The organism is Corynebacterium sp. LK26, from assembly GCF_014335085.1.
Taxonomy (GTDB): Bacteria; Actinomycetota; Actinomycetes; order Mycobacteriales; family Mycobacteriaceae; genus Corynebacterium; species Corynebacterium jeikeium_D.
Genome location: NZ_PDHB01000001.1, coordinates 268,982 through 291,887, shown reverse-complemented (window position 1 = coordinate 291,887; position 22,906 = coordinate 268,982). Strand labels below are relative to the sequence as shown.

Annotated in this window: 21 protein-coding genes; 8 read left to right on the top strand and 13 right to left on the bottom strand. The window is 57.2% G+C overall.

Going from position 1 to position 22,906, the window contains the following annotated elements; all coding sequences use genetic code 11:
• Window positions 1-597 (bottom strand): peroxiredoxin, encoded by a 597-nt coding sequence (locus tag CRD13_RS01295; RefSeq protein WP_016422637.1) that lies wholly within the window; start codon window positions 595-597, stop codon window positions 1-3.
• A gap of 105 nt (window positions 598-702) precedes the next feature.
• On the opposite strand from CRD13_RS01295, the gene CRD13_RS01290 reads away from it, so the two are divergent.
• Complete coding sequence (locus CRD13_RS01290) at window positions 703-1,635, top strand: hydrogen peroxide-inducible genes activator (protein ID WP_049189738.1); 933 nt, start codon at window positions 703-705, stop codon at window positions 1,633-1,635.
• A 78-nt stretch (window positions 1,636-1,713) separates the two neighbouring features.
• Here CRD13_RS01290 and CRD13_RS01285 read toward each other — a convergent pair whose 3' ends face one another.
• A complete protein-coding gene (locus CRD13_RS01285) occupies window positions 1,714-4,233 on the bottom strand; it encodes an RNA helicase (protein WP_187401298.1) in 2,520 nt (839 codons plus the stop codon).
• 42 nt (window positions 4,234-4,275) lie between these two features.
• Window positions 4,276-5,478 (bottom strand): PAC2 family protein, encoded by a 1,203-nt coding sequence (locus tag CRD13_RS01280; protein ID WP_187401181.1) that lies wholly within the window; start codon window positions 5,476-5,478, stop codon window positions 4,276-4,278.
• Between the two features lie 229 nt (window positions 5,479-5,707).
• On the opposite strand from CRD13_RS01280, the gene CRD13_RS01275 reads away from it, so the two are divergent.
• Window positions 5,708-6,820, top strand: a complete 1,113-nt coding sequence (locus CRD13_RS01275; protein WP_255467748.1) for a DUF4192 domain-containing protein — start codon at window positions 5,708-5,710, stop codon at window positions 6,818-6,820.
• A 26-nt stretch (window positions 6,821-6,846) separates the two neighbouring features.
• Here the strand turns inward: CRD13_RS01275 and galE are convergent, their stop codons facing one another.
• The 6 genes from galE to CRD13_RS01245 all read right to left on the bottom strand — a co-directional run bounded on the left by galE (window position 6,847) and on the right by CRD13_RS01245 (window position 12,515).
• Window positions 6,847-7,830 (bottom strand): UDP-glucose 4-epimerase GalE, encoded by a 984-nt coding sequence (galE, locus tag CRD13_RS01270; protein ID WP_150963147.1) that lies wholly within the window; start codon window positions 7,828-7,830, stop codon window positions 6,847-6,849.
• Window positions 7,827-8,507: a metal-dependent transcriptional regulator gene (locus CRD13_RS01265; RefSeq protein ID WP_016422643.1), complete on the bottom strand. Its 681-nt coding sequence runs from the start codon at window positions 8,505-8,507 to the stop codon at window positions 7,827-7,829. Before CRD13_RS01265 ends, galE begins: the two co-directional genes overlap by 4 nt.
• Window positions 8,508-8,810: 303 nt before the next feature.
• Window positions 8,811-9,800, bottom strand: a complete 990-nt coding sequence (locus CRD13_RS01260) for a sigma-70 family RNA polymerase sigma factor (RefSeq protein WP_016422644.1) — start codon at window positions 9,798-9,800, stop codon at window positions 8,811-8,813.
• Between the two features lie 136 nt (window positions 9,801-9,936).
• Window positions 9,937-10,371, bottom strand: coding sequence for a D-aminoacyl-tRNA deacylase (gene dtd / locus CRD13_RS01255; protein ID WP_016422645.1), 435 nt, complete (start codon window positions 10,369-10,371; stop codon window positions 9,937-9,939).
• Window positions 10,372-11,937 carry a methyltransferase gene (locus CRD13_RS01250; protein WP_187401179.1) on the bottom strand — a complete coding sequence of 522 codons (1,566 nt, stop codon included), beginning with the start codon at window positions 11,935-11,937 and terminating at the stop codon, window positions 10,372-10,374.
• A gap of 38 nt (window positions 11,938-11,975) precedes the next feature.
• Window positions 11,976-12,515, bottom strand: coding sequence for a DUF3099 domain-containing protein (locus CRD13_RS01245; protein ID WP_070652960.1), 540 nt, complete (start codon window positions 12,513-12,515; stop codon window positions 11,976-11,978).
• A gap of 174 nt (window positions 12,516-12,689) precedes the next feature.
• Between CRD13_RS01245 and CRD13_RS01240 the strand changes: the two genes are divergently transcribed.
• The 4 genes from CRD13_RS01240 (at window position 12,690) to CRD13_RS01225 (ending at window position 17,050) form a co-directional block, all read left to right on the top strand.
• Entirely contained in the window at window positions 12,690-12,938 is a 249-nt protein-coding gene (locus CRD13_RS01240; RefSeq protein WP_005509477.1) for a DUF3039 domain-containing protein, read from the top strand.
• Window positions 12,935-14,680, top strand: coding sequence for a DEAD/DEAH box helicase (locus CRD13_RS01235; RefSeq protein WP_048733265.1), 1,746 nt, complete (start codon window positions 12,935-12,937; stop codon window positions 14,678-14,680). The genes CRD13_RS01240 and CRD13_RS01235 overlap by 4 nt, the downstream gene beginning before the upstream one ends.
• Window positions 14,681-14,719: 39 nt before the next feature.
• Window positions 14,720-15,160 (top strand): hypothetical protein, encoded by a 441-nt coding sequence (locus CRD13_RS01230; RefSeq protein WP_016422649.1) that lies wholly within the window; start codon window positions 14,720-14,722, stop codon window positions 15,158-15,160.
• A 282-nt stretch (window positions 15,161-15,442) separates the two neighbouring features.
• The gene (locus CRD13_RS01225; RefSeq protein WP_187401178.1) at window positions 15,443-17,050 is read left to right on the top strand and encodes a DASS family sodium-coupled anion symporter; all 1,608 of its coding nucleotides are present in this window, start codon (window positions 15,443-15,445) and stop codon (window positions 17,048-17,050) included.
• 317 nt (window positions 17,051-17,367) lie between these two features.
• Here CRD13_RS01225 and CRD13_RS01220 read toward each other — a convergent pair whose 3' ends face one another.
• A complete protein-coding gene (locus CRD13_RS01220) occupies window positions 17,368-18,930 on the bottom strand; it encodes an RNA polymerase sigma factor (RefSeq protein WP_016422651.1) in 1,563 nt (520 codons plus the stop codon).
• Window positions 18,931-19,325: 395 nt separating this feature from the next.
• Window positions 19,326-20,081 carry a polyphosphate--glucose phosphotransferase gene (gene ppgK / locus CRD13_RS01215; RefSeq protein WP_042388657.1) on the bottom strand — a complete coding sequence of 252 codons (756 nt, stop codon included), beginning with the start codon at window positions 20,079-20,081 and terminating at the stop codon, window positions 19,326-19,328.
• Between the two features lie 34 nt (window positions 20,082-20,115).
• On the opposite strand from ppgK, the gene CRD13_RS01210 reads away from it, so the two are divergent.
• Entirely contained in the window at window positions 20,116-21,093 is a 978-nt protein-coding gene (locus tag CRD13_RS01210) for an inositol monophosphatase family protein (protein ID WP_187401177.1), read from the top strand.
• A 9-nt stretch (window positions 21,094-21,102) separates the two neighbouring features.
• Here the strand turns inward: CRD13_RS01210 and CRD13_RS01205 are convergent, their stop codons facing one another.
• Entirely contained in the window at window positions 21,103-21,711 is a 609-nt protein-coding gene (locus tag CRD13_RS01205) for a LytR C-terminal domain-containing protein (RefSeq protein ID WP_168166690.1), read from the bottom strand.
• A gap of 203 nt (window positions 21,712-21,914) precedes the next feature.
• Here CRD13_RS01205 and CRD13_RS01200 point away from each other — a divergent pair, with 203 nt between their 5' ends.
• On the top strand, window positions 21,915-22,211 hold the full coding sequence (locus CRD13_RS01200) for a DUF4193 family protein (RefSeq protein ID WP_016422655.1): 297 nt from the start codon (window positions 21,915-21,917) through the stop codon (window positions 22,209-22,211).
• Window positions 22,212-22,320: 109 nt separating this feature from the next.
• Here CRD13_RS01200 and CRD13_RS01195 read toward each other — a convergent pair whose 3' ends face one another.
• Window positions 22,321-22,797 (bottom strand): DUF3093 domain-containing protein, encoded by a 477-nt coding sequence (locus tag CRD13_RS01195; RefSeq protein WP_049173043.1) that lies wholly within the window; start codon window positions 22,795-22,797, stop codon window positions 22,321-22,323.
• Window positions 22,798-22,906 lie beyond the last annotated feature (109 nt).

Below are 22,906 nucleotides of genomic sequence, written 5' to 3'. Positions count from 1 at the left end.
TTACTTCAGCTCCTGCTTCAGAACGTCCATCTTGTCGATGTTCTTGGTCGGGTCATTCTTCTGCCAGTTACATGCGCAGACCTCTTCAGACTGAAGAGCGTCGAGAACACGCAGAACCTCGTCAACGTTACGACCGACAGCGTCCGGGGTAACGGAAACGAACTGAATGATGCCGTCCGGGTCAATGATGAAGGTTGCGCGGTCTGCAACACCGTCAGCGTTCTCGACGCCGAGTGCACGCATCAGGTCATGGCGGATGTCGGAGAACATCGGGAACGGGATGTCCAGCAGTTCCTCGTGGGTTGCACGCCAGTTGAAGTGGGAGAACTCGTTGTCGCCAGAGCCACCGAGAATAACGGTGTCACGGTCCTCGAATTCCTCATTCAGCTTGCCGAATGCAGCAATCTCAGTCGGGCAGACAAAGGTGAAGTCCTTCGGGTAGAAGAAGACGACCTTCCACTTACCCTCGTAGGACTCATTGGTTACCTGCTCGAAGTAGTCATCCGGAGAAGAAGCGTTTGCATCACGCAGGTTGCCGCCCTTCAGAGCGGTCAGAGAAAACTCGGGGAACTTGTCGCCAACAGTCAAAATTGCCATGGAATCCTCCTGAATGTATTCCTTTTGGGGTCACACACCATTATGCCTATGGATTCCCGAACCGTCAAGAGGAAAAAGTTAATAAGCTCGTGTAGGCTTATAGGTATGCGTAATAGAGATTATCGGCCCACTTTGCCTCAGTTACGTGCCTTTGTCGCGATTGCCGATACCGGTCACTTCGGTCAAGCCGCTGCCCGCCTCGGCATTTCACAGCCCAGCCTGTCACAAGCGCTTTCCACCCTTGAGCAGGGACTGGGGGTGCAGCTTGTAGAGCGTTCGACTCGCCGAGTGCTGGTGACGCCACTCGGTCGCGGTCTGATTCCATATGCCCGCCAAGCATCTGAAATTGTTGACGAGATCGTTGCTCGCGCCTCTGGCCGTACAGATGATTTGTCCGGACCACTATCCATTGGTGTTATCCCTACGGTTGCTCCATACGTGCTGCCCAACTTCCTCCAGTTGGTTCGTGACGAGCTGCCAGATCTAAAGCCTAGGATCGTCGAAGAGCCGACCGAGCGCCTCATCGAATCACTTCGCTCCGGCACCATTGATGCAGCCATCATGGCACTGCCGTCCGATGTGCCTTCCTTTGAAGAGATTTACCTCTACGACGAAGAGTTCTACATCGTCGTGCCAGAGGATCATCCGCTGGCAGGTAAGGAAGACGTAAAGCTTGAGGCAATCAGAGACTTGGACTTGCTTCTGCTTGACGACGGTCATTGCCTGCGCGACCAAGTGTTGGATATTTGTCGCAAGGTCGATGCTGTTCACGGCGAGACCTCCAGCTTGGAAACACGGGCGGCTTCTCTATCGACCGTCGTGCAGTGTGTTGCCGGTGGGTTGGGGCAGTCGCTTGTACCGGAATCGGCTGTCAAGATTGAGGCCGACCGTCCCGGCCTGGCTGTTGCACGATTCGAAGGTCCGGCACGGCCGGGACGCACCATTGGGCTGGTTCACCGGGCATCATCGGTACGCGGCGGCGAGTTCAATCGAATTGCCGAACTGGTACGGCAAGCATACATAGACGCTGTTGCCTAAAGCTCTCTTGGCGCATGCCGCAGTAGCGTACGAAATAAGCAAAAACCGGGCTGGCAGTTCCAGCCCGGTCTTTCGCGTTTATCCCTGAATAATTCGCAGCGATGCCAACCTGACTTCGCCGTATTCATCAGATGCAGCCAAGTCAACGTCCGCTTCAAAGCGCCAGCCGTGGTCGCCCTCGGGATCATCGAGTATCTGGATCACATGCCATAGGCCCTCACCAGCCTGGCGGTCAATCGAAATCATATCGCCACCGCGAGCCTTTGCATCGATGCCTAGGTCATCGTATTCATCGAAGTAGTCATCCATCGCGGCAGGCCAATTAGGTGCGTCGTCGAGGTAGTTGTCCAGATCGGCCAGCTCGTCCTCCTTTTCAAAGGCAAAGAGCTGCACGTGGCGGAACATGAGATTGCGCACCATACGGGTGAATGCACGTTCGTTGCCTGTAAGGGGCCGCGACTCGTCGGTGCCAAAAGCCGCTTCCTTGAGAGTTTCCTCGTCCAATGGCTTGTCCGGATCGGCCATCTGCGCCCATTCATCCACCAAGGAGTTATCCACCTGTACAACGAGCTCGCCGAGCCATTCCACAATGTCCCGGAGCTCCTCGTTAGCGGCTTCCGGTGGGAGAGTGTGGCGCAAAGTGCGCCAGGCATCGGTGAGATAGCGCAGGAAAATACCTTCGGAGCGGGCAATTCCGTACTCAGATACCACGTCCGAGAAAGTCATGGCCTTTTCCACCATCTCGCGCACTACTGACTTGGGCGACAGCGAAAACTCACGCACCCACGGGTGACCTTGAGCATAGGTGTCGAATGCGCCCTCCAGCTCGTCGGCAAGCGGCATCGGCCATGTGATGTCTTCGACGATGTTCATACGTTCGGTGTAATCAACACCCTCGGCCTTGAGCGCGGCGATTTCTTCACCGCGTGCCTTTTTCTGCTGCGCGATGAGCAGTGGGCGAGGGTCTTCCAGAATTGACTCAAACACACTGATGACATCGAGTGCGTAGTTCGGGCTGTCCTTATCCAGCAGTTCGAGCGCGGCGATGGCGAAAGGCGACAGCGGCTGATTGAGCGCGAAGTCACGCTGCAGCTCCATTGTCAGCTCGGGGCGGCAGTCATCGCCCTCGCCATGCGTGACGACGATACCCGCGGTGACCAAACCGCGGTAGAGCTCAATTGCGGTCAGAATGGCCTCATTTTGCTGGTGGCGGGTGTCGTGATTGGTGCGCAGCAGATGACGCATGTGTTCGTAGGTATCGCCTCCACGTGCAATGACGTTGAGCAACATACCGTTGGTAACTGCAAAGCGGCTGGTCAGCGGCTCCGGTGGCTGAGAAACGATTTTGTCGAAGGTCTTCTCCGACCATGTCACTTCGCCCTTGGGAACGGACTTCAGCCGCAATTTCTTCAGTTTGGCCTCATCCTGGCCGGCACGGCGCCGCAGCTTGGCGTTTTCGATTTCGTGTTCAGGTGCTTCGACAACTACGGTGCCCTCGGTGTCGTAGCCAGCACGGCCGGCGCGTCCAGCGATCTGGTGGAACTCGCGTGACTTGAGAATACGGCTACGACGGCCATCGAACTTGGCCAAACCGGTAATCAGCACCGTGCGAATAGGCACGTTGATGCCGACGCCGAGGGTATCCGTGCCACAGATGACCTTCAGCAGACCAGTCTGAGAGAGACGCTCAACCAAACGACGGTACTTCGGCAGCATTCCCGCATGGTGGACGCCAATGCCCTGGCGCACCAACTTGGAAAGAACTCGACCAAAGGCCGTGGTAAACCGGAAATCGCCAATCTCTTCGCGAATCCGCTCCTTCTCCTCCTTCGTCAGCAGCTTCAGACCGGTCAGTGCCTGAGCCTGTTCAGCTGCTTGGCGCTGGGAGAAAAAGACGATGTAGATTGGGGCTTTGCCGGATTCCAGCAACTCCGCCAGCGTGTCATGAACTGGTGTGTAGACATAGTGGAAATCCAGCGGTACCGGGCGCGTCGTACCTGTAACGAGGTTGACGTCGAATCCCGTGCGTTCCTTCAAATCCGTCTCAAACTTTTGAGTATCGCCGAGAGTGGCGGACATCAACAGGAATTGGCAACGGGAAAGCTCGAGCAAGGGCACTTGCCATGCCCACCCGCGATCGGGATCCGCATAGAAATGGAATTCATCCATTACCACCTGGTCAATATCGGCGTCGGCCCCGTCGCGCAGGGCGATATTGGCGACAATTTCCGCAGTTGCGCAGATGATGGGTGCACCACCGTTGACGGTGGCATCGCCGGTCATCATACCGACGTTCTCAGCGCCAAAGACCTCGCAGAGGGCAAAGAACTTCTCGCTGACCAAGGCCTTAATAGGCGCTGTGTAAAAGCTGCGTTGGCCACGGGCAAGCGCGCAGAAGTGGGCAGCAATAGCCACCATGGACTTGCCCGACCCTGTCGGAGTGGCAAGGATGACGTGGTCGCCACCAGCGAGACCAATAGCGGCCTCCTCCTGGGCCGGGTAGAGCGTGATGCCCTGATCCCTGGTCCAGGCAATGAACGAGTCCATAATCGCATCGTCGAAAAGGGACTCTGGAACCTCAGCTAGGTCGGGAAGCATTTCAGATAGTGACACGCTTCCCACCCTAGCGGTAACCCCGGATTAGAAGCGGAACCAGGGCTTCCAGCCGCGCCGACGGCGAGGTTGTTCCGGTTCACCGGATTCTTCGCTTCCCGCCTGCTCTTCCCGAGGCTGTTCTGACTCAGGCTGTTCGGCAGTGCCGTCTGCAGAAAACTCCGCAGACCTATCATCCGCCGAGGCCGACTCGGGTTCTTCCGAGTGTGCGTCAGTGTCCTCTGATGTAGTTGCCGAGGAATCCGAGTTGGCCGGGGTCTCCGCCTCGTCGTCAAGCGAGGAAGAATCCTCTACTGGGCGCAGCGGTTGAGAAGCGAGGAACCTTTCGAACTCAGCGCCAATCTCGTCGGCCGAAGGCATCTCGCCGTTAGGTCCAAGTAGGGGAGAAGTCTCCAGCTCTTGACGACGTTGAACTTCCTGGTCGTACTGTTCCTCGAGAAGATTGACCAGCTGAGAGACCTCGCCGGAATCATTCGTCTGCGTATTGAGCAGCTCCGCCACCCGCGCGGATTCCTTCTCCAACGCCTCAAGCGGGAGCTCGAGCTTGGCTAGTTTTGCTACCTCCTGCAACAGCCGCAGTGACGCCAGCGGATACTCAGTGGCCGCGACATAGTGTGGCACCTGTGCGGTGAAACCAAAGGCATCACAACCGCGGCTTGCGAGCTCGTACTCAATGTTCAGGCTCGCAGCCCCCGGAACTGTGACGCGGTTTCCCCAGGTATGCATATCACCGAGTTTCCGCTTATCTGTGCCGTGGGCGATGATGCCCAGCGGTCGGGTGTGCGGAACCGTCATCGGCGCCGAGTACAGCGACACAGTCCGACCGACATCGTAGCGCTCCGCCAAATCTGCCACGGCAGTCGAGAAAGCCTCCCACCGCATGTCTGGCTCAGGGCCAGAAAGCAGCAAGAACGGCTTACCGACGTTGTCGCGAACCACATTGAGTGACAGGTTCAAATCGGATACATCCACAATCTGGTCGTGGTTCATCGTCACAGAGGGACGGCGAGAACGATAATCAATCAGCTCGTCGATAGAAAAGTTCACCAATGGACGGTGCTCGAGAGCATCCAAGAGGAAACTAGCTGATTCCGAGACGGCATTACCGGCATCCGCATAACCGCTAAGTGCAATGACCAGGGTCAGATGGCCCTCGCTTCCCGTTACGTCAGGAACCGGAAAAACTACCTCGTACATATTGCCCTGAGGCTTGTCGGTCGGATCACTCACGTACGACTACCTCCTGCATCACATTTTTCGTCATTTGAAGTAAACAACCACGATACCGCAGAAATTATTCCAGTTATCCACAAGTTGAAAGTAGTCCACAGATGGGCCGATTTTTCCGGTCGCGCACAAGCAAGGCTGTTGCGGATTCGATAACAATGAGAGCCACCAGATGGCGAGAGGATTGTCCGCTGTCGAGCTATTCCAATGGGGGAAAAGGGGTAAGGAATTAATGGGAAACAAACAGAACTTCGGTGCAGGACAAAAGCCTGAAATTGAGCCGAGTGTTTTTCTGACGAACCTGCCGGGAATCGTTGGATTCTATCCGCGGGGGCAGGTAGTGATTGCGGCGTTGTATCGTCAGCAGGTCGAAGATCTCATCGATGGCAAGGTCGAGTTTGATCCGACAGCGCATGCTGGCCCGATGCTGATTAAGGATGTGGCCTCGATGGAGAACAATCCTGACTTGGTGCGGGCAGCCGCGGACTTCCTGCTCGATGAAGGATGCACTCACGCAGATGTGTTTATCATCGACGAATCCTGGGGGATTGAAAAGGACTCCACACCTATTACAGGCTGGCTGCGAGAAGGCGGCCTGCATGAGGTGCGTTTGGCGGGCGTTGCCACTATTGCTGCGGGGGAAGTTGTCACGGACGAGCAGGGAGAGATCGTCGGCATTGTCGGTGACAGTCTGATGACCGACAATGCAAATCTAATCTCCCGGCAGGGAGAGCAGATTTTCAAAAACTATGAGGAGTACCGCAGCTATTTTCGAGGTGGCCAATTCCACGACAGTAAAGACAGGGCTCTGATTGAACGCCTCCGGGAACGAGCGACAGCCGTTGAGCAGCCTAGGAAGCTCAAAATTGGTTCGGACAATCCCGCGCTCATTGAGCATTTCGACATGCTAAAAGCCGCCGTGGAAAACGTGGCCGATGGTGTGATGGATGCACATGAGGCGGTTCGCGATGAAACCGCGGGATATGCCATTGCTGCAGCACTGACCAACGTCACCTTGCGCGATATGTCCATGATTTTCATTACTACGCAGTTGGCGCAATCAATGGGAGAAATCTGGCGCGAGGCCGCAATCGTCCACCGCGGCAGCCTGCGTGCTAACGCTTTAGCGTGTTTTGCCATCGCAAAGTTCGCGGCTGGGCTGGAGAACTTTGCGCAAACAGCTCTCGATGAGGCAGCGGGGGAGCAACCGAATCATTCACTGACTCAGTTGCTGGAAATTGCGGTCGCCAATCAAATTGTGCCGAGGTGCGTTGGCACAATTCTTGGTGCGGCACAAGAGGTGCTGCGCAGGGTATACAAGGTGAAAATGCCGCGTATTGATTAGCGACCCTGCAAGCTGTGCTGCAGTACCTAGCGGTGCGCCGAGTGGGCTCGGTCGCCGAGGTTCTTGGTGTACTCCCATGCATCGGCGACGATGGTTTCCAGCTCCGTATGATTGGGCTTCCATCCGAGCTCGTCCATGGCGCGCTGAGAAGAGGCAATAAGGGTTGCCGGATCACCGGCTCTACGCGGTGCATCCTCAGCGGGAATCGGGTGACCGGTGACCTTACGGCAGGTCTCAATAACCTGGCGAACCGAAAAGCCGTCGCCAGAACCGAGGTTGAAGATACGGTGGGTTCCCGGCGTGTTGGACTCCAGTGCCAAGACGTGCGCATCGGCGAGGTCTTTGATGTGGATGTAGTCACGAACCGCGGTGCCGTCCGGAGTCGGCCAGTCATTGCCAAAGACCATAATCTTGTCGCGGTGACCGAGCGCAACCTGCAGTACCAGGGGGATGAGGTGAGTTTCCACCTCACGGTTTTCGCCAAAACCGCCCCAGGCACCCGCCACATTGAAGTAACGCAAGCTGGTAGCGCCGATGTTGTATGCCTTGGCGTAAGAGGCGATGGCGTAGTCCATGGCCAGCTTGGTGGCACCGTAAGGGTTGGTCGGTGCGGTTGGCATGTCTTCGGTAATTGGTGTCTTCTCTGGCTCGCCGTAGGTTGCAGCTGTCGAAGAGAACACCAGGTTATTCGTACCGGTATCACGCATTGCGTCGAGTAGCTTCAGGGTTTGGCCCACATTGTTGTGCCAGTAGTCGGAAGGAACTTCGACAGACTCGCCAACAAGCGATTTCGCAGCGAAATGAACGACGCCGTCGAAGCTGTCGGAGGACAGAACCTCGTAGGCCTTGTCCGCCACATCGCCTTCGACTAGGGTCGCGCCCTCTGGCACCGCATCACGGTTGCCAACAGAGAAGTTGTCCAGAATGGTGACGTCGTGGCCAAGAGAAATCAATACTGCCGAGCACACGCTACCGACGTAGCCGGCACCACCAGTGACGAGGAGTTTCATTTGATAATCACCATGATTGCGTGAGACAGAGTATCCGGAATGTCAAGAGAATGATCACCACGGGCGAGAGTCACGCGGCCGGCGGCAACCTCGGCAAGTGCCTCAGTACCCGGCATAATTCCAGCCTTGTGGAGACGCTTCATGTAGCTCTGCTCGACCTGCAGGATTTCGTTAATCTGGACGATCTCAACGGTGTACTCGCCGGGGTTTAGATCGGACAGTCGGCGAACGTTCTCTAACGACTCTGGTGACTGAGTCCCACCGAGGTCTCCCAAACCGGGAATCGGATTGCCGAATGGGGAGCGTGTGTAAGAGTCAAGCACGTCGAGAAGTTTGCGCTCGACCTCGTCACTCATTACGTGCTCCCAGCGGCAGGCTTCGTCGTGAACCTTGTCCCATTCGAGGCCAATGACATCCGTAAGTAGGCGCTCAGCTAGGCGGTGCTTACGCATGACAGCCGTGGCCAGCCTGCGGCCCTCGTCGGAAAGCTGCAAGCTGCGATCTGGGGCAACTACGAGAAGGCCATCGCGCTCCATGCGCGCAACGGTTTGGCTAACGGTCGGCCCCGACTGCTCAAGGCGTTCGGCAATGCGAGCACGCAAAGGAATGATGCCCTCTTCTTCGAGTTCGAAAATCGTACGTAAGTACATTTCCGTGGTGTCAACCAAATCCCTCACGGTTTTCCTCCGATAACACAGTCTTAAAAGTTTTCACTCAAGTATTAGGATAACCACACTTGCGCAAGAAAGATGTTAGGGCTCGCAAATCTAGTGGCTTTGGTGCTGATTAGGCAGCGAAAAGCTTGGTTCGGTGGGCGCTGCTGAGACGGAAGGGAGCGTACGCGATGTCGAAAGTTCGACGTGCAGACGAAAACGCCGACCGCCAGTGTGGATGAAACTCCGGCACGGGGTCGGCATTGAAGTCCAGCTCTATCTCAGGGCTGAAATTAGGAACCCTATCGATGTCACCGCCATGTGGCGTTAGTTTGCGTACTCACGCAGCTTGTCAGCACGGTCACCCTCGCGGAGCTTGGACATAACTTCCCGCTCAATCTGGCGGACGCGCTCTCGAGACAGGCCAAAGTGGCGGCCAATCTGATCCAGCGTGCGGGGCAGGCCATCGTCGAGACCGTAGCGGAGCTTAATAACTTCCTGCTCTCGAATCTCGAGAGTGGACAGAACCTTGCGGACATCGTGGTGACGCAGGGAAGCGACAACTGCCTCCTCGGCATCAGTTGCCTCTGAGTCCTCGATGAAGTCTCCCAGAGGAGCTTCCTCATCAGTGCCCACCGGCATGTCCAAGCTCACCGGGTCGCGGGACTGACGCAGCAGCATCTCAATCTTGGCTTCTGGAATGCCGGATTCCTCTGCCAATTCCTCATTCGTAGCCTCACGGCCGAGTTGCTGGTAGAGCTCACGCTTGATACGAGAAATCTTGTTGACCTGCTCAACCAAATGAACAGGGAGGCGAATGGTGCGCGACTGATCAGCCATACCGCGGGTAATAGCTTGGCGAATCCACCACGTTGCGTAAGTGGAGAACTTGAAACCCTTGGTGTAGTCGAACTTTTCCATGGCGCGGATGAGGCCCAAGTTGCCCTCCTGGATTAGATCCAGCAGAGGCATACCGCGGTTGGTGTAGCGCTTCGCCAGCGAGACCACAAGACGGAGATTGGCTTCGAGTAGGTGGGCGCGTGCAGCCTTACCTTCCTTTGCCAAAATCTTGACATCACGCTTCTTTGCGCGGGTCATTTTCGCGCCGGTCTGCAGCAAATGCTCGGCGTATACACCGGCTTCAATGCGCTTAGAAAGTTCCACTTCTTCTTCAGCGCTGAGAAGAGCAGTCTTTCCGATGCCGTTCAAATACACACGAACCAAATCGGCGGACGGATTGGAGTTATTGCCAGTGCGGCGCCCCTTGTCCCGTGGCTGACCTTCCAGTTCGTCATTTTGAATATCGGCACTCTTCATGAATCTGCCTCCTGGATTTTTAAGTGGACTCGATAACTACAACGCACGGAGTTACGGAAATGTTCCCGTGAAAGTTGATGAATGTCAATAGGGTAATTTTGCCATGCAAATATAATGTTAAGAAAAACTGCCGCGACTAGCATTCTATGAGAACTGTAAAGGGTCCATCATTGACGGATGCGACCTCCATCATCGCTCCAAATTGTCCCGTTTCGACCGTCAAGCCACGATTGCGCAAGTTCTCGACAATTTTTTCTATGACGGGTCCGGCCTCTGGGCCCGGAGCCGCGTCTACCCACGACGGCCGCCGTCCCTTCTTTGTCGCCCCCATCAACGTGAATTGGCTAACAACGAGCACCGGGGCGCCAGCGTCGACAGCGCTGAGCTCGCCATCCAGAATGCGCAGCTCCGCAATCTTGCGGGCCATCGTTTCCCAAGCATCGGCAGTGTCCTCGCGGCCAACACCTACGAGCGCCAAAATGGCGCCGGTATCGCCTCCGTCAACGTGGCCAACAACGGAGCCGTCGACAGTGACTGACGCGGATTTAACTCGGGTGAGAACGGCTTTCATTTACTGTTTATCCTCCAAGAGCTCGGCGGGGAGAATCAGACCATGGCGAACCAAGTCAACGACGATGGGAACTAGGGCGTCCTTGATTGCAGGGACTTCGGACTCATCAAAGGCTCCAAACATTGCCATGATGTCGATGACGGAGCCCAGGGCAGCTTCGGGATGCAGTGCACCCAGGATGGTTGCGACGGACTCATCGATTGAGTGTGTCCAGGCGGGGCCGTCGGTGCGTGAGATGCGCGTATCGAACTCAGTGAAGCCCTGGCCGCTGTCGACGTCGGCAAGCGAAACGCGTTCTAAGGCGACGCCGGGTCGCACAGTAAAGGCAGCTTCGAGGATGGTGTTAGCAGTTTGTGCGCGAAGCCATTCGGCGCGGCCGAGATACTCCTGGGCTTCGGCGCCGAAGGGAGCGGCCAAAGGCTGCGGCATTTCTTCGCACACGGCGGAAGTCGGGCCGGCAATGCGTTGGACTGTGATGTAGCCGAACCCGATGCCTGTCACGCCGCTGTTGCGGAAGTGCTCCAGCCAGGCACGGGAGCGCTCGCAGCCTTCTGGGCTGCGGGGGTCGATGGACTCGTCTCGAAGCCAGGTGCCGATGTATTCCGCCGGCGTGGCGACATCTCGTTGTGTTACCCACACTTCGAGGCCTTCAGCAGGGAGCCAAGAGGCGATGCGCTGTTGCCAACTTTCGCCTTCGATATGGGCCCAAGCACCGAGCAGATGCGCCGTGCCGCCGTCGGTGAGATGGTCGGCCAGACCGCGGATCATAAGTTCGGTGGCACCGTCCAGATTCAATCCTGAGTCACGGTAAACATGTTCCACACTTGGCAGCCCTACGACGAACGGCGGGTTCGCCACAATGCGGTCAAACTTCTTGCCTGCAACCGATTCAAACCACGAACCTTCGACGGCCTGCGCCTGGTCGAAGCCATTTGCGGCGAAAGTAGCGCGGGCAAAAAACAGCGCCCGGGGGTGAATGTCCGTCGCGACAATCGACTTTGCATCCGGCTGGGCAAGACTCTGGACGCCACAACCGGCACCGAGGTCGAGTACGGATTCCACCGCCGAGGTCGGCGAAATATCGAGGAGGGAGCGGGAAGCCCGCCCTACGCCCAAGACATGATCGGGTCCAGGAACGTGATCGCTCATAGAGGCATCGCGGTCGGAAAAGACAATACGGTCGACTCCCGCAATCTCGACCGGGCGCACATCGATACACACCTGTGCGTTGGTGGCGGTGCCGGCAAGTATGCCGCTGCCCAGTAACTTGGCTGTCAGCTCAGCCCCAAATAGCTGCTGTGCGTCGGCGAAATCGCCCAGGATGAAAAGACGCAACGCGGTCACAGTGTCCGCAGAAACGCCCTCAGTTTCGGTAAGTAGAACATCGACAACGCCGGGCTCACCGCGGTCCAGCGCGGCCAGTCCCTCGGCGCCTAGGACTCGACGCAGTGACTTACTGGAAAACTCAAGGCGCCTGAGCGCGGTGGCAAATTCCTCCGCACAGTCGACAAAATCACGAAGCTGCTGATCAGTCGGTGGGGTGAAGGTGGAGGGGGAAAAGGTCATCGTAGGCACTACTCTCGTCGTAAAGCGGGGCGGAGGGGCTAGTTAGGGGAGCTTGACGACGGATCGTCGTCTTCCGGCATATCGATGACATTTGCATCATCGAAGGGGGTTGAGATGGTCTCGTTACCGGACTGCGGCGGTGCGTCGGTGTCTTCGGTACTGGCGGCAGAACCGAGCGCGCGCATCTCTGCTTCCTTGAGGGCGCGCTGGCGTTGCTGCTCCTCCCATTTGCGGTTTTGCTCGCGTACAACTCCAGGCTTGTAGACGCGCGGCTTACGCTTGTCAGCGGGTTCTCCAACGCCATTGGCGATGACAACCGCGATCCACGGCATGGGTACGGAGACGACCATGAGAATCGCTGCGATCCACGGGACATCCCACCACAGATAAAAAGCGCCGGAAAGAAGCAGCAGCGGAATGCGAGACCATTGCAGGGCGGCGTAGACGTGGCGGCGGTGGTCATAGTTGCGAATCCGAGAGCCGCGGGCGTCGGTAATCAACGCCGCGTCTTTCTTGCGTCGCCGGGAACCTCCGCGTTTCGGCAGCGCGGAGTCGCGACGGTCATTGATTCGCGCCATGGTTGTCTAGCATACGCCTGTGGCGTGGGGTCGTCTCAACTAGCTATGCCCGTTGCAGCCGCATGCTCGCGTAGTCACAGCGATGTTGCGGATGGCTGTGGAAGGCAGCAGTCTGCAGCGGCCAGCACCTGGGTCGCTAGGCATAATTTGACCGATGGGGCACAATTGGAATCTGTGAGCACTCCATTGAAGACGACAAAGACGATTGAACGCACCGATACCCGCGTCGATGAGTCGACGAGGGACGACACTCCGAAGTTCTTCCATTACGTCAAGAAGGACCAGATCGTGAACTCCGCGGTCAACGGCTCCTACGTCGTTGCTCTGTGCGGTGAAACCTTCCCAGTGAAGAAGTCGGCGAAGCCGGGTTCACCGGTATGCCCTGACTGCGAGCGGATTTACAAGTCCCTGCGTCGCAAGTGAGCGGGCTTCGTAAATGGCAGCAGGAGGCCCTCGACAAATACCTGGCGACTAACCCCAAGGACTTCCTTGCAGTGGCGACACCGGGCGCAGGTAAGACGACCTTCGCCTTGCGTATCGCCAGTGAGTTGCTGTCGCGCCGGATCGTCGAGCGCATCATCGTCGTGGTTCCCACTGAGCACCTGAAAGTGCAGTGGGCTGCTTCCGCTGCTCGTTCGGGGATTGCGTTGGATCCCAAATTCACCAACGCCAAGGGTGTGGTAAACCCCTCCTACCAGGGAATTGTTGTGACCTACGCCCAAGTCGCAGTGCATCCGTTTAAGCACCATGCCGTAGCCACCGCTCGGCCGACATTGGTGATTCTGGACGAGGTGCACCACGGCGGCGATGCCAAGAGCTGGGGCGACGGTATTTCCGAAGCTTACGGCGATGTCGAACGCCGCCTGTGCCTAACTGGTACGCCGTTCCGCTCCGATGACGCAGCGATTCCGTTTGTTCGCTACTCGCCGGACGGCGATGGTTACTCGCGTTCCGTCGCCGATTACACGTACGGCTATTCCAATGCGCTTGCCGACGGCGTCGTGCGCCCAGTGGTCTTTTTGGCTTATTCCGGTGAAGCTCGCTGGCGTGATAGCGCGGGTGATGAGTTCGCTGCGCGACTGGGCACCGTGATGAGCCCAGAGGAGACCACGCGTGCTTGGCGCACCGCGCTTGACCCAAAGGGCGAGTGGATGCCATCTGTGCTGCGGGCAGCGCACACCCGGCTCTCGCAGATGAGGCAGCATATCCCGGACGCGGGTGGCCTAGTTATCGCCTCCGATGCGGCAACTGCCCGTGCGTACAAACGCATTCTCGAGCAGATTGCCTCTACGCCGGTGGCGTTAGTGCTCTCGGATGAACCGGGCTCGTCGGAACGAATCAAGACTTTCTCCGAGTCCACCGATGAGTGGATGGTAGCCGTGCGCATGGTCTCCGAAGGCGTGGACGTGCCGAGGCTGGCGGTCGGCGTGTACGCGACCAGTTCCTCGACTCCACTATTCTTCGCGCAGGCTATCGGACGATTCGTGCGAAGCCGCATGCCGGGGGAGACTGCTTCCGTCTTCTTGCCGTCGATTCCGGTGCTGCTCGACTTGGCCTCGCAGATGGAGGTGCAGCGCAACCACGTGCTCGGCAAGCCGGATCGGCCTTCGGAAGGCTGGGAAGATGACTTGGTCGCTGAGGCCAATCGTCGCAAGGATGAGCCCGACGAATTGCTGCCGGCCTACGAATCCATTGGCGCGGATGCTGAACTCGACTACCTCATCTACGACGGCTCCTCCTACGGCACCGCAACCGTTGCCGGTTCCGCCGAAGAGGCCGATTACCTGGGTTTGCCAGGGCTTCTCGACGCCGATCAGATGCGACTCTTGCTGCGTCAGCGGCAGGATGAACAGCTTAAAGCCGCCAGTGCCCGAGAGAAGGAAGCCCGCGAGGAGGCGAGGGAATCGTCGTCAAGCGGGGGCGAAGGGGGCGCGGTGCACCGGATTGAAGGATCGGCGTACCCAAGGCCGCAGAAGGTGGCTAGTGAGGTGTTGCCGAAGTTGCGGAAGGAGCTCAATACGTTGGTGTCGATGACAGCGGCGCGAACCGGTAAGCCACATGGTCAAGTGCATAACGAGGTTCGGCGCGCCTGTGGTGGTCCGCCGACTGCGCTATGTACGGAGGAACAGTTGCGTGATCGCATCAGCTACCTGCGTAATTGGTAGGGTTTCAAACGAACTGAGCAATCTATGGTGGAGAGAAGAATGTCGGCAAGCAGTGATAAGTCGAGGCCGTCGGAATTGACCGGCGGTGGTTTGTCGGCTGTACCAGGCAATGACGGTCGGACTATTGGCGTGCTGGCACTGATCTTTGGCGTCGGCGGACTCTTGATGTCCTGGATGATTGTTGGTGGCATCCTCGGGGTCTTTGGCATTGTTCTGGGCATTATCGCGATGGCGAAGGCAATGAGTGCTAAGAAGCGCGTGCAGGCAGCTGGGGGAGACGCGGTCATCAGCGGTTCGTTCGGATTGGGCGTGGTCGGCATTGTGACGGGTATTGCAGCCGCCGTGGTGTCGCTGATGCTGTATTCGTCGACATCAGATGCGATGTCGAAGTGCGAGAAGTTCGAGCGCACCTCTGGAGAGTATGCCGAGTGCATCTCTAAGCAGATGGGTACTGATCAGCCAAAGAAGCAATCGGAGTGAGTTCGGAAGCGACATCAATGGCGGTCTTACTTTGTGCCCGGAGTTTTCGGTCAACGCCAGATACGCAATCAGGAAATGAGCTAACCCCGTAATCCACCCCCGAAGCCCAACTGCCTGCAGTTTCGGCCGGGGGTTTCTTAGTGAAATCTCATATTTGGCCGAGTGTTGGTAATGATATTGGTGTCAGAAAGTACCCACATTTGGCATCCCCTACATGCGGTAAACGTTTGAACATGCGTGCAATACAGGATGTCTGCTGATTATTAAATAGGAGCGTGAATCGTGGCAGCGACATCTACGCGCGATAACTCCCCGGAACTGTCACCTGGCCAACAAGACCGTGGATACCTCAGCCGGGAGCTTTTCCGTAAGCGCACCGGTCTAGGACTCGGTATCATCCTGGCCCTGCTCGTGTACTTCTTTATGCCGGCTGAGCTCGATCACAACCTGCGTGCAACCGCAGGCGTAGCAGTGCTTATGGCCGTGTGGTGGATGTCCGAGGCTATCCCGATTGCCGTTACGGCTCTGCTGCCGCTGGCTCTATTCCCGATTCTCAACCTCGCGGAGATTAAGGATTTCTCGGGCAAGTACACAGACCCGACTATCTTCCTCTTTATGGGCGGCTTCCTGTTGGCGCTGGCGATGCAGCGTTGGAACCTCCACAAGCGCGTCGCATTGTGGGTTCTGGTGCTCATGGGGTCGTCACCAAAGATGCTGATTCTCGGCTTCATGGTGGCTACTGGCTTCCTGTCGATGTGGGTCTCCAACACGGCCACGGCCGTGATGATGCTGCCAATCGGTGTGTCCGTCCTGAGCCTCATTGTCCGAATGCTGCACGATGAAAAGGTTGCTGCAGAGGATACGGGCTCTGCGAGCGAATCCGTCGCTGAAACCCCCGGTGGGGATGCGCTGGAGGAGGCCGAGGAGTCGTCGTCAAGCTATGACCCGATGCCAAAGTCGAACTTCGGTATCGCGCTGATGCTGGGTATCGCTTACGCGGCATCGATTGGTTCGCTGGGCACCATTATTGGTACTCCTCCGAACGCTATGCTGGCGGCCTACATGGCGGAGCAAGGCGTCAATATTGGGTTTGGCCAGTGGATGCTGCTCGGTGTCCCGGTGGCGATTGTGCTCATGTTCTGTGCCTGGTTCCTGTTGACGAACGTGCTGTTCAAGCCGGAGATTACGCACATTCCGGGTGGCCGCGAACTCATGCGTGATGAACTCAAGCGCCTCGGTCGTATGTCGGCTGGTGAGCGTCGCGTGCTCATGGTGTTTATCGCGGCTGCGCTGGCGTGGGTCTTTGTTCCGGTGCTGCTGCCCGACACCAAGATCGCCGATGCAGTGATTGCGATGACTGTCGGTATTGCGCTGTTCCTGATCCCGGGTGGGCCTGACGGGGTGAAGCTCATGCGCTGGGAAAATGCGTTGGAGCTGCCATGGGGCGTGCTGCTGCTGTTCGGTGGTGGCCTGGCGCTCTCCTCGCAGTTCGGTGCCTCTGGGCTGTCGGACTGGATTGGCGAACAGCTGTCTACCCTCGGTTGGATGCCAGTGGCTGCACTTGTGGTTGTCGTCGGCGCAGTTGTGCTGTTCTTGACCGAGTTCACCTCGAACACCGCGACGGCCGCGACTTTCTTGCCACTGGTTGGCGCCATGGCCATCGGTCTGGGCCACGACCAGATGATTTTCGCCGTTCCAGTTGCACTGGCAGCTACTTCGGCCTTCATGATGCCGGTTGCAACACCGCCGAACGCCATCGCCTACGGCTCCGGCTACGTCAGCATGGACAACATGGTCAAGGCTGGTGTTTGGCTGAACGTCGTCGCACTGATTGTGATCTCTGTGGCTTCGCTGACGCTGCTGCAGTGGGTATTCGGCGTCGTGTACTAGTTGAGTAGGTACTGGCCCGTAGCAGATGGTGGGCCAGTGTGCTGGACCACCATCGGACCGCTTCGCCTAGCGTTGCTTAGATGCTCCTTCGCCCCGTTCCACTTTGGTGGTTCGGGGCTTTGGCTGCAAATGTGAAACTGTGTGAGTTTATGACACTTTCAGGCCATTTTTCAGGCCATTTTTGACATAAACGCAGTCAGTAACTCACTAGCGCTGACACCAAAAGAAGAATCGGGCTTGAATAAGGTGTGAAACCTCATTCAAGCCCGATTTTTCTAGTCAAACAGTTGGCCCCTGAACAACTTCAGGTTAAAGCTTTACTCCAAGTAGTCGCGCAGCACCTGTGAACGCGATGGGTGACGCAGCTTGGACATCGTCTTGGACTCAATCTGACGGATGCGCTCGCGTGTCACACCGTAGACCTGGCCAATCTCGTCAAGCGTACGTGGCATGCCGTCGGTAAGGCCGAAGCGCAAGCGGACGACACCGGCTTCACGTTCGGAGAGAGTCTCCAGGACGTCGCCAAGCTGATCCTGGAGGAGCGTGAAGCTGACGGCGTCAACGGCGATGACTGCCTCGGAGTCCTCGATGAAGTCACCGAGCTGAGAGTCACCCTCGTCACCGATAGTCTGGTCCAGCGAAATCGGTTCACGAGCGTACTGCTGAATCTCGAGAACCTTTTCCTCGGTGATGTCCATTTCCTTGGCGAGCTCTTCCGGGGTGGGCTCGCGGCCCAGATCCTGAAGCAGTTCACGCTGGATACGACCGAGCTTATTAATGACCTCGACCATGTGAACCGGAATACGAATGGTTCGTGCCTGGTCGGCCATTGCACGAGTAATTGCCTGGCGAATCCACCAGGTTGCGTACGTGGAGAACTTGTAGCCCTTGGTGTAGTCGAACTTCTCGACGGCGCGAATCAGGCCGAGGTTGCCCTCCTGAATCAAGTCGAGGAAAGCCATGCCACGGCCGGTGTAGCGCTTTGCCAGGGACACCACAAGACGGAGGTTGGCTTCGAGCAGGTGATTCTTGGCGCGCTGACCGTCACGAGAAATCTCGCGCAAGTCGCGCTTCTGAGCGTAAGCGATGCGCTCGCCGGCTTCCTTGGCCTCGTCAATCTTGTACTGCGCGTACAGACCGGCCTCGATGCGCTTTGCCAGACTGACTTCTTCCTCGGCAGTCAGCAGCGCGACCTTACCAATCTGCTTGAGGTAGGCGCGGACAGAGTCGGCGGAGGCGGTGAGGGCAGCATCTTTGCGGGCCTGACGCAGACGAGCGGACTCGTCCTCGTTCCAGACCTCGTCGCCCTCGTCCTCTTCATCCTCGTCTTCGTCTTCGTCCTCGTCGTCCTCTTCTTCATCATCGTCGAGGTCGTCGTCTTCGAGGTCGTCATCATCCAGATCGTCGTGAAGATCATCGTCTTCGAGATCATCATCCAGATCCGGGTCGTAGTCCTGCTCCTGCTCCAAGTCGTGGTCGAGTTCCTCGTCCTCGAGCTCTTCGTTCTCAGTTGCGTCGAGAGCCTGCGCGTCCTTCGCCTTCGCTGCAGCAGCCTTGGCCGCGGTGGCCTTCGCAGCCGTTGTCCGCTTAGTTGCCTTCTTGGCGGCGGCCTTACGCGTGGTCTTCTTAGCGACGGACTTCTTGGCCGCCTTCTTCACGGTCTTCTTGGCCGCTGCCTTCTTAGCGGTCGTCTTCTTCGCCGCAGTTTTGGTAGCAGCCGTCTTTTTGGCAGCAGTTTTCTTCGCGGCAGTCTTCTTTGCCACGGTCTTCTTCACTGCCTTCTTGATGGCCTTCTTTACAGCCTTCTTTGCAGGAGTAGCTGAACCGGTGCCACTCCCGGTGGATTGGTCCTGAGCTTGCCCCAGTTCGTTGCCTGCCACGAACGCCCTTTCACGATGTACGTTGTGTGCGCCGCCAAAGCCGCCGCCAGCTTCTCTCGGTCGAAGAGAAGCTCAACGCGCCAGTGGTGCGCCTTTACTTCGTCTATAGCCAACTAGCCGAATGGAAAACATTCAGAGCTGACCTTTTCGTGCCACGGTCATCAGTGTTGCTTTCTGGCTCCTAGCGAAGAAGTAATCGGTGAAAATCCTCATCGAAGCAGTGCGCTGGAATTCGATTTTCCCAATCCTCCTCGAGCCTGTTGATTATTCAACCTTGCCGTGAGTCAACTTCTTATTGTAAACCAATTCTTAAAATCGCCGCCACGGGGCATGGCTTCAAGCACGTGTCACGCCCGACACGTAGCTACCAATCCCCATATAAGAAATGAAAGTGGTTAAGGGTAAAGTCCCTGGTCAGCTGCAAAGGCGGCGCCAGCAATACCCGCATTATTATCCAAACTTGCGGGGACAACTGGAGTCTTACATGTCAACAGCGGAATCCACTTTTCGTGTTCGCGACTGATTCCGCCGCCGACGATGATCCGTGACGGCCAAAACAGTGCCTCGTAGGTCTTAAGCACCTTGCTCACGCGCTCAGCCCACTCTTCGAAGCCGAGCCCCTCCACATCCTTAACTCTCGCGGATGCAAAGTGTTCGGCCTCCATGCCATCAATGATGAGGTGGCCTAACTCCGAATTGGGGTAGAGCAGTCCGTCATGAATAAGCGCGGAGCCGATGCCTGTACCAAAAGTTAGCAACAACACGGCGCCTGTCTTATTGCCCGGATCGCCAAACTGGACTTCAGCGAGGCCGGCAGCGTCAGCGTCGTTAAGCACGTGCGCCTTGTTGTTGGGCAGGTATTTAGCGAAGAGCTCTTGGCAGTTCGTATTAACCCAAGAACCGTCAATATTGGCGGCCAGCAAGGCAATCTGATTCTGTACGACGGACGGAATCGTGATGCCGACATCGGAATCCCACTTCGCAATGTCCACAATTTCTGCAATGGTCTCCGCAACCGCTTCCGGAGTTGCCGGCTGTGGCGTGAAAATTTTAATGCGGTCGCCAATAAGCTGCCCAGTTTCAAGGTCTACGCGGCCACCCTTGATTCCAGAGCCTCCCACGTCGATGCCAAATCCAATTCGTTGTCCCATAGCTCAAATTGTACGAAACAGACACAATGGGGGCATGAGCAATAACTCGCATGGCACCGAACAACTCGCTAACAGCGCGGATAATAGGGGGTCTGCTGCACCGAATAGCCCCGGGTCCGTGCGGCCCAGCGTCGGGGAATTGCGTGACCGCGCGGTACTTATCGCCCGCGCAGCCGCGGCGCACATCGCCAGTCGTCGGGTCGAACTCGGCTCCGATGGCGTTTTAGCAAGTTCCGAAACGAAGTCCTCAGCTGTTGACCCCGTCACCGTCGTCGACCGTGAATCTGAGGAGCTCATTCGTTCGCTTATCAAGACGTTTAGCAGCTCTGACCGCATTTTGGGCGAAGAAGGCGGGCTTGACGACGGCGCGAGTTCCCCAGCGCAGGCTGCCAACGAGGGCGAAGCGGTGACCTGGATTGTAGACCCCATTGATGGCACGGTGAATTTCCTTTACGGCCTGCCCAATTGTGCCGTGAGTATCGCTTGCGCCGTAGGCGATGAGGTAGTGGCGGGTGCAGTGGCAAATGCGTCCTCGGGAGAGATTTACAGTGCAGCTAAGGGAGAGGGCGCTCAGGTTTCTCGACGGGACGGCACTGTGCAGACGCTTAGTTGTTCCCCAACGGCCGAGCTGGAAAAGACACTTGTGGCAACGGGATTCAGCTATTCCGCTAGTCTCCGGCAGGTGCAGGGCCGGATAGCGTCGCAGTTGCTGGGGGAGTGTCGAGATATTCGGCGCATGGGATCGGCGGCGCTGGATTTGTGCATGGTGGCGCACGGCCGTGTTGATGCGTATTACGAACACGACATCAAGATTTGGGATTATGCAGCTGGTGCTCTGATTGCGGCTGAAGCAGGCGCAAGGATTAGGGTCCCGGAATTCACTCAGTGTGCCAACGTTACTGGCCGGCCGGAGGGAGACCCGCTCGACTTTGGTGTCGGTGCGGCGAACTCTGAAGTTGCCGATGCGTTCTTCGAGGCATTGGATGGTGCTGTCGCGCAGGCTAGGAATTAGTGCGTCGGTCTAGGAGCAGGTGCTCGAGCCTAACGAGCTCAACCCCTCTAGGTCGGCTTGTTCGCCACGGTTCAATGCGGACATCGTTTCCTCAACCTGGCTGGCTACTTCGAGATCCTTAAACCCCTTACCCAAGGACACATCGACGGTTGCATCCGGCCGACCATCGTGGATGAGCTCAAAGCAGGGGAAAAGAGCGTGAAGCGCTGCGGCGTGGCCATTGAAGTCCTCGCCATAACGCAGCTGGCCGAAGCAACCGAGGTCTTGGTTTTCCACAATAGGGTCGTTGCCGTAGGGAACCTGCTCATCGAGGACAAAATCGAGCTGCCGCAATTGCTCGGCGACGGTTGTAGCCTGGCCGACTTTGCCGTTGGCATTATAAACGCGCACATGAACATCCGACGGTGGAACGACGTGCTCTCCGATTAGCGTGGTGGAGGAAACAGGGGTGCCAGCCGCGGGGAGGGAACAGGACACCGGATAACTTGCCGGTTGGCTCCGGAATGCCAATACCCACAACGTAGCGGCAATCACTACAGCAACGACGGAAACAACCACGTAGGGAACAATTTTTCGTCGATGTGATGCGCTCGTAATGCTCGCGGGGCCTGAACTCATAGCCATCATGTTATCGTCTCCTCGTCTAATAGGCATAGAAACCTATTTTGACCTGCAGAGATGACAGATTGCGTGAATTGCCTTAATATCCGCTGAGAAAGGCACTGGAGAGTACAGGGTGTCAATCGTCTCAACGCGTTGTATTCTCCGAGAAAAAGTCAGTTCACAATGTCTAGCAAAGGTCCAGAAAGAAGGTTTGGGACATGGCTGTAAACTACGATGCCCCGCGTACTCGTGAAACCGAAGAGCTGGAGACCGATTCCCTCGAGGGCCTTCAGGCTGCATCTGCTGAGAAGGAAATCGACGACACTGACGACGGCGAAATTGTTGAGCCGTTCGAGTTGCCGGTTGCCGACATCGCGGGTGAAGAATTCGATATGGATGTTGCCCCGAAGGGGGAGGATGAATTCACCTGTGGCTCCTGCTTCATGGTGATGCACCGCTCAATGATCGCAATCGATAACGGCGATGGATTCCCCATCTGTCAGGACTGTGCCTAATCCCCGCACAGCCGGGATAGCTTCCTAGGAAAAAGGAAAACCGCCACTACCACGGTTCTGGCGGCGCTGGGGCTGTCGGCAAGCGTGTAGCGGCGGTGAGAGATTTGACCTAGCGGTCGAAGAGACTGTCAAGCAGTGCCTCGGGGTGGCGGGTGGAGACCAGCCAATAGGGGGTGGGGTCGTCCGGATCGTCGAGGACTAGCAGCACCATCGTGGGAATCCACGTGTGTGTAACCAGGAACGCTGCTGGATCGAGCTGACGGCCCAACGCATTGCGCTGCGCGGACTTCGGGACCACCAGGGATTTGGCAACAACCGATGCTGGCAAAACTGCCGTGCCAGCGTGAAGCCAGCGTTCACCAGTGCTGTCCACTTCCACGGACACCGTGGTCTTCGACATAGTCAACAGCACCCACACGCCCACGGCCAGACAAATAATGCCGCCGATGACAAGCCAAATCGGTGAACGGTTAAAGCCAATCTGGGCCGTGCATACAAAAACGGCAGCAGCGCCGAGTACCCAGAACCACCAGGGAACCCAGAGCTTTTCGGAATAGACAATCGATGAATCTCCGCTCGAGCTCATTGCTATTGCCGCACCTTCAGAGACGGATGCTGAGCTGTCGTCGCGACGAGGCTGCAGGTTATCTTTTCCACTCACGGTTATCCATTCTAGGGCACGGCTATGCTCGGTA